The organism is Serratia sp. ME47 (assembly GCF_903970925.1).
GTDB classification, from domain to species: Bacteria; Pseudomonadota; Gammaproteobacteria; order Enterobacterales; family Enterobacteriaceae; genus Serratia; species Serratia ureilytica.
The window spans coordinates 1-5,496 of record NZ_CAJCKE010000054.1; the positions used below are offsets into that span (position 1 = coordinate 1).

The window sequence follows — 5,496 nt, forward strand, 5'->3', positions numbered from 1 at the left end:
TAGTGACGAGTCGGGGTGTCATACTCAACGTGAGAGGTGTTGATGGTGATACCACGAGCTTTTTCTTCTGGCGCGTTATCGATCTGGTCGAAAGCACGTGCAGAACCGCCGTAGGTTTTAGCCAGTACGGTAGTGATCGCTGCAGTCAGGGTAGTTTTACCGTGGTCAACGTGGCCGATAGTACCGACGTTAACGTGCGGTTTTGTACGTTCAAACTTTTCTTTAGACATCGATTGTCCCTCTAAGACACGGATAAATCGGTGGTATCACCACATCAACCAAGCATTTGCTCGTTGAATCCAGAACAGAAAGAAAATCAGGGGGCGAGAAATTAAGAAGTGGTGCTGATAGGCAGATTCGAACTGCCGACCTCACCCTTACCAAGGGTGCGCTCTACCAACTGAGCTATATCAGCACATCTTGGAGCGGGCAGTGGGAATCGAACCCACATCATCAGCTTGGAAGGCTGAGGTAATAGCCATTATACGATGCCCGCATCCTGGAACTCGGCTACCTGATTTTTCTGTAGAATTTTGGGGATAGAGCAGGATTGTTCATCACTCGGCTCGTATCCTTCGGGCCGGCTGCGCCTCGCGCTGCACAACTCGAACCTTGCCGAAGGCTTTCGCCCTCTCCTCCCGCCATCAACCGTTGCGGTGTTTATCGCATCTCAGTTAATCGCCGAAGGCAAGATTTGGTGGTGGGGGAAGGATTCGAACCTTCGAAGTCTGTGACGGCAGATTTACAGTCTGCTCCCTTTGGCCGCTCGGGAACCCCACCAGATTTTAACTACTTGTGACTTGAATGGTGCCGGCTACCGGAATCGAACTGGTGACCTACTGATTACAAGTCAGTTGCTCTACCTACTGAGCTAAGCCGGCATCAAGTGCAGCGCATTCTAGGTAGAGCGGGCGACCTATGCAACAAAAAAATTGCTTTACGCGCACTTTCGCTCATAAATCAGTCAATTTTGCATGCTGTCATGCAATTCGCAGCCTGTGGCGTGCAAACATTCATCACTTGCGGCAATCATTCTCTACAATTTTATCCACTTTTTGCAAGCTTTGAACGCCCCTTTCTCCGTGTCGGGCTTCTCAAAACACGTAACCCACGGCGGTAAACCGTGAGCGGGATCGATGCACCAAAAAGAGGATGGCTGCCCTGGTTCGTGGCGTGAACTACACTTATTCCTCGCCCTTTCGCCGTGGCTATGCCTTTCGTCGCTCTGGCGCAGTTATTGCTTATCTTCATTACCCCCATATCTGGAGGAATGACCGATGAAAATAGTGCCTATCAACGCCGCTACGCTCCCGATTTATCGCGATGAATTGGCTCGCCTGTTGACCGATGCGGTCACCCACGGCGCTTCAGTGGGCTACGACACCTTAATCCCGCATGAAGACGCCGAGAGTTACTTCCACAGCCTGCGTCCGGCCTTGGCCAAGGGTGAGCTGCTATTGTGGATTGCCCGCGACGAACGCGGCGTCGTTGGCACCGTTCAACTCGAGCTCTGCCAGAAACCGAATGGCCGTAATCGTGCGGAGGTAGTGAAACTGCTGGTTCATAGCCGCGCTCGTCGTAACGGCGTAGGCCTGGCGCTAATGAAGACGTTGGAGCAAGCGGCACTGCAACAGCAGCGCGGGCTACTGTATCTGGATACTCAGGCCGGTTCGGCGGCAGAAGCACTTTATCGCAGTCTGGGCTATCGCTGCCTGGGTGAAATGCCTGACTATGCGGCCGGACCCGATGGCTATTACCACTCAACCGTCATTTATTACAAACGTCTATTCACCGTGACCCCGTCTTCACGCGCTATCGCCAGCTAACCTTCAGGCGGTATCCTGACGCCATGATACCGCCTTGCAACCCCGCTTTATCAACTGCGCGCCGCTTCGCACAATTGACATAAACTGCTGCCTATCGACAACTTTTGCGAAAAAAGTCTACGCCAAAAACGAAGCTGTCTATAATATGCAGCTTGTTTATTCTCTGGAGTTGGCGTCCGGCGCCTTTCCCAACCTGCGTTAACAGGCAGAATTTGGCTTATGATAAAAAGAGATCAATCTTTAGCAACGCCTTACCTACAGTTCGATCGTACCCAGTGGGCTGCGTTGCGAGATTCGGTGCCGCTGACGTTGTCGGAAGAAGAGATCGTTAAACTGAAAGGGATTAACGAAGATCTCTCGTTGGAAGAAGTTGCGCAGATTTATCTGCCGCTGTCACGACTGTTGAACTTCTATATCAGTTCCAACCTGCGCCGGCAGGCGGTACTGGAACAATTCCTCGGCACCGACGGGCAAAAGATTCCCTATGTCATCGGCATCGCCGGCAGCGTAGCCGTCGGCAAGAGCACGACCGCACGTCTGTTGCAGGCGCTGCTGAGCCGCTGGCCGGAACACCGCAGCGTTGAGCTGATCACGACCGACGGCTTCTTGCATCCAAACAAGGTGCTGAACGAACGCGGTTTGATGAAGAAAAAAGGCTTCCCGCAGTCTTACGATATGCATAGCCTGGTGAAGTTCGTGTCGGAAGTGAAATCCGGCGCCAAACGTGTCACCGCCCCGGTTTATTCCCATTTGATCTATGACGTTGTGCCCGAAGGTAATAAAGTCATCGAACAGCCGGACATTCTTATCCTGGAAGGGCTTAACGTATTGCAAAGCGGTATGGATTATCCTCACGATCCGCATCGCGTATTCGTTTCCGACTTCGTCGACTTCTCTATATATGTCGATGCGCCGGAGACGCTATTGCAAAGCTGGTATATCAACCGTTTCCTGAAATTCCGTCAGGGCGCATTTTCCAATCCTGATTCTTATTTCCATAATTATTCAAAATTGCCGGAACCGGAGGCGATTAATATCGCCACGCAATTATGGAATGAAATCAATGGATTGAATTTGCAGCAGAACATACTGCCTACCCGCGAACGCGCGAGCCTGATTATGACCAAAAGCGCCAACCATGCCGTTGAAAGCGTGCGTTTAAGAAAATAAGCCTACCGAACGATCAAGGGGACGCTGCCGTCCCCTTGTCTTTTCTCACTATTCCGCGCTGCGCAGCGATATCTCTCCGCCGATAAAGGGTTTGATTTCCCCTTCTTGTTCCAGCAGGAGTGCACCTTGCGCGTCGATACCCCGGGCGATACCCACAATCTGTCGCTCGCCAATCAGCAGTTTGACCGGTCTGTCGATAAAATTATCCAGCGTGCGCCAACGGCCAATGAATGGCGCCAGCCCATCTATCTCGAATTGTTTTAATGACTGCCGCAATTCATTAAGCAGAGTGGCGGTGAGCTCATTACGATCGATGTTAATACCGGCTTCTTGCAGGTTGATCCAACCTTGATTGATCCCACTCGCATTGGTATCCCGCATCGCCAAATTAATGCCGGCGCCGATGACCAACTGAGCCGCATCGCCGGTTTTCCCCGTCAACTCGACCAAGATCCCTGCCAATTTGCGATCGTTCAGGTAAAGATCGTTGGGCCATTTGACTCGCACGTCTTTAGCGCCAAGACGCTGCAAGACCTCCGCCATCACCATGCCGATCACCAGGCTCAGCCCCATCGCCGCAGCCGGCCCCTGTTCCAATCGCCAAAACATCGACAGGTATAAATTGGCGCCAAACGGCGAAATCCACTGACGCCCACGACGACCGCGGCCAGCCAGTTGGTACTCAGCGATGCAGGCGTCGCCAGATTGCAGCGTTTCGATACGATCCAGCAAATATTGATTGGTAGAGTCTACGACCGGCAGCACGGTAACTCGCTTGTCGTCCAGCCCTCTAAGAATGCGTTCCGCCTCCAATAGCTGCATGGGAGCAGGCAAGCTGTATCCTTTCCCCGGTACAGTAAAGACATCCAGCCCCCACTCGCGAACGGTTTGAATATGCTTATTGATCGCGGCGCGGCTCATGCCCAATGACTCACCGAGCTGTTCCCCGGAATGGAATTCACCGTCGGCCAATAGCGCGATCAGTTTTAACGGGACCTTGGTATCTCTCATGACAGCACCACCACAGCGTTCAATTCGCCAGTTGCGCCAATGAAACGCACCTCAGGTTCCAGCCATACGCCAAATTTATCGGCCACAGTCTTACGGACATGGCGCGCCAGAGCCACCACATCCTGACTATGCGCATTATCGATATTCACCAGCACCAGCGCCTGCTGGCGGTGTACGGCTGCGCCACCGATGCGATACCCCTTCAGTTCGCACTGATCGATCAGCCAGCCAGCGGCCAGCTTCACCTGACCATCCTGCTGCGGATAATGCGGCATGCCGGGATATTGTGTGATGAGTTCTGCGGCTTTCCCCGCGTTCACCAGCGGATTCTTGAAGAAACTGCCGGCATTACCGGTTTCGCGCGGGTCCGGCAGCTTGCTGCGGCGCATGGCACATACGGACTCGAATACCTGAAGTGGCGTCACCGTGGCGGGATCCAGCTTGGCCAGATCGCCATAGCTCAACTTGGGTTGCCACTGCTTGCTCAGACGCAGACCCAGCCCGACAATGGCATGCCCAGTTTGGAAGCGATGTTTGAAAATGCTTTCCCGATAGCCGAAACCACAATCGGCTGCCGAAATGCGATCGATGGCACCCGTAGAGAAGTCCAGCAGGTCGACATACTCACAGACATCTTTCAATTCGACGCCATAGGCACCGATATTCTGGATAGGCGCGGAGCCGGCCAATCCAGGAATCAACGCCAGGTTCTCCAACCCGCAGATCCCGGCCTGCAGCGTATATTGCACCAGATCGTGCCAATTCTCACCGGCGCTGACATGGAGATACCAGGCATCGTTATCTTCTCGAACATCGATGCCCTTCAGTTGGTTAACCATGACCGTACCCGAAAAGTCTTCCAGGAACAGTACGTTGCTACCTTCACCGAGAATCAGCAGCGGCTCCTGACGCTTGCGCGTTTGTTGCCAGACTTTGAGCATCAACTCAATTCTATCGGCGATGACCAGGTGCGCTGCGTTGACCGGGAGCGCAAAAGTATTGTGGTTTTTTAAAGACGCGCTTTCAGTAGACATAACGTTCAGTACCCATGCGGAAATAATCTTTTGCTTAGTCTACTCGATTCGAAGCGTCTGGCTAATATTTGTTTTAATTAACGTGAAATTTATCGAGTAATGCACTGAAGAATTAGGATTTATCTTTGATATAACAGGATAATTCTTATCAACATGTTCATAAATAGGCATTTTTATTATTTAAATAATAATCTTAATCTATCAATTATATATTGAGCTGGTTATTCTCCTGCTCAAAAGCATTATACGTGCTTATGTAAATAAGCAACGTCCGCTGAAATAGGTATTTTTCTAAGCAATAGATACGATCAGGGGATTTATTTTACGCATAGCAAAAAGCCCTGAACGTCAGTTCAGGGCTTTCGGCTTTGTTTGATGCCTGGCAGTGTCCTACTCTCGCATGGGGAGACCCCACACTACCATCGGCGCTACGGCGTTTCACTTCTGAGTTCGGC

5 protein-coding genes, 4 tRNA genes and 1 other RNA gene are annotated in these 5,496 nt (G+C 51.9%); 2 read left to right on the forward strand and 8 right to left on the reverse strand.

Features of this window, described 5'->3' with window-relative positions; all coding sequences use genetic code 11:
* The 6 genes from H7A77_RS25190 to H7A77_RS25215 form a co-directional block, all read right to left on the reverse strand.
* Positions 1–230 (reverse strand): GTP-binding protein (locus H7A77_RS25190; RefSeq protein ID WP_032449286.1); only part of this gene is annotated, 230 nt, incomplete at its 3' end.
* 109 nt (positions 231–339) lie between these two features.
* Positions 340–415: transfer RNA gene (locus tag H7A77_RS25195), tRNA-Thr, on the reverse strand.
* A gap of 6 nt (positions 416–421) precedes the next feature.
* A tRNA-Gly gene (locus tag H7A77_RS25200) sits at positions 422–496 on the reverse strand.
* A gap of 37 nt (positions 497–533) precedes the next feature.
* Positions 534–649, reverse strand: a non-coding RNA gene (locus H7A77_RS25205) — RtT sRNA.
* A gap of 46 nt (positions 650–695) precedes the next feature.
* Positions 696–780: transfer RNA gene (locus H7A77_RS25210), tRNA-Tyr, on the reverse strand.
* A 25-nt stretch (positions 781–805) separates the two neighbouring features.
* Positions 806–881: transfer RNA gene (locus H7A77_RS25215), tRNA-Thr, on the reverse strand.
* A 396-nt stretch (positions 882–1,277) separates the two neighbouring features.
* Between H7A77_RS25215 and H7A77_RS25220 the strand changes: the two genes are divergently transcribed.
* Both H7A77_RS25220 and coaA read left to right on the forward strand, forming a co-directional pair.
* The gene (locus H7A77_RS25220) at positions 1,278–1,826 is read left to right on the forward strand and encodes a GNAT family N-acetyltransferase (RefSeq protein ID WP_033644356.1); all 549 of its coding nucleotides are present in this window, start codon (positions 1,278–1,280) and stop codon (positions 1,824–1,826) included.
* 219 nt (positions 1,827–2,045) lie between these two features.
* Positions 2,046–2,996, forward strand: a complete 951-nt coding sequence (gene coaA / locus H7A77_RS25225; RefSeq protein ID WP_025304936.1) for a type I pantothenate kinase — start codon at positions 2,046–2,048, stop codon at positions 2,994–2,996.
* A 48-nt stretch (positions 2,997–3,044) separates the two neighbouring features.
* Here the strand turns inward: coaA and birA are convergent, their stop codons facing one another.
* Together birA and murB are read right to left on the reverse strand one after the other, a co-directional pair.
* Positions 3,045–4,007 carry a bifunctional biotin--[acetyl-CoA-carboxylase] ligase/biotin operon repressor BirA gene (birA, locus tag H7A77_RS25230; RefSeq protein WP_033644354.1) on the reverse strand — a complete coding sequence of 321 codons (963 nt, stop codon included), beginning with the start codon at positions 4,005–4,007 and terminating at the stop codon, positions 3,045–3,047.
* On the reverse strand, positions 4,004–5,041 hold the full coding sequence (gene murB, locus H7A77_RS25235) for a UDP-N-acetylmuramate dehydrogenase (protein ID WP_033652743.1): 1,038 nt from the start codon (positions 5,039–5,041) through the stop codon (positions 4,004–4,006). The genes birA and murB overlap by 4 nt, the downstream gene beginning before the upstream one ends.
* Positions 5,042–5,496: the final 455 nt, after the last annotated feature.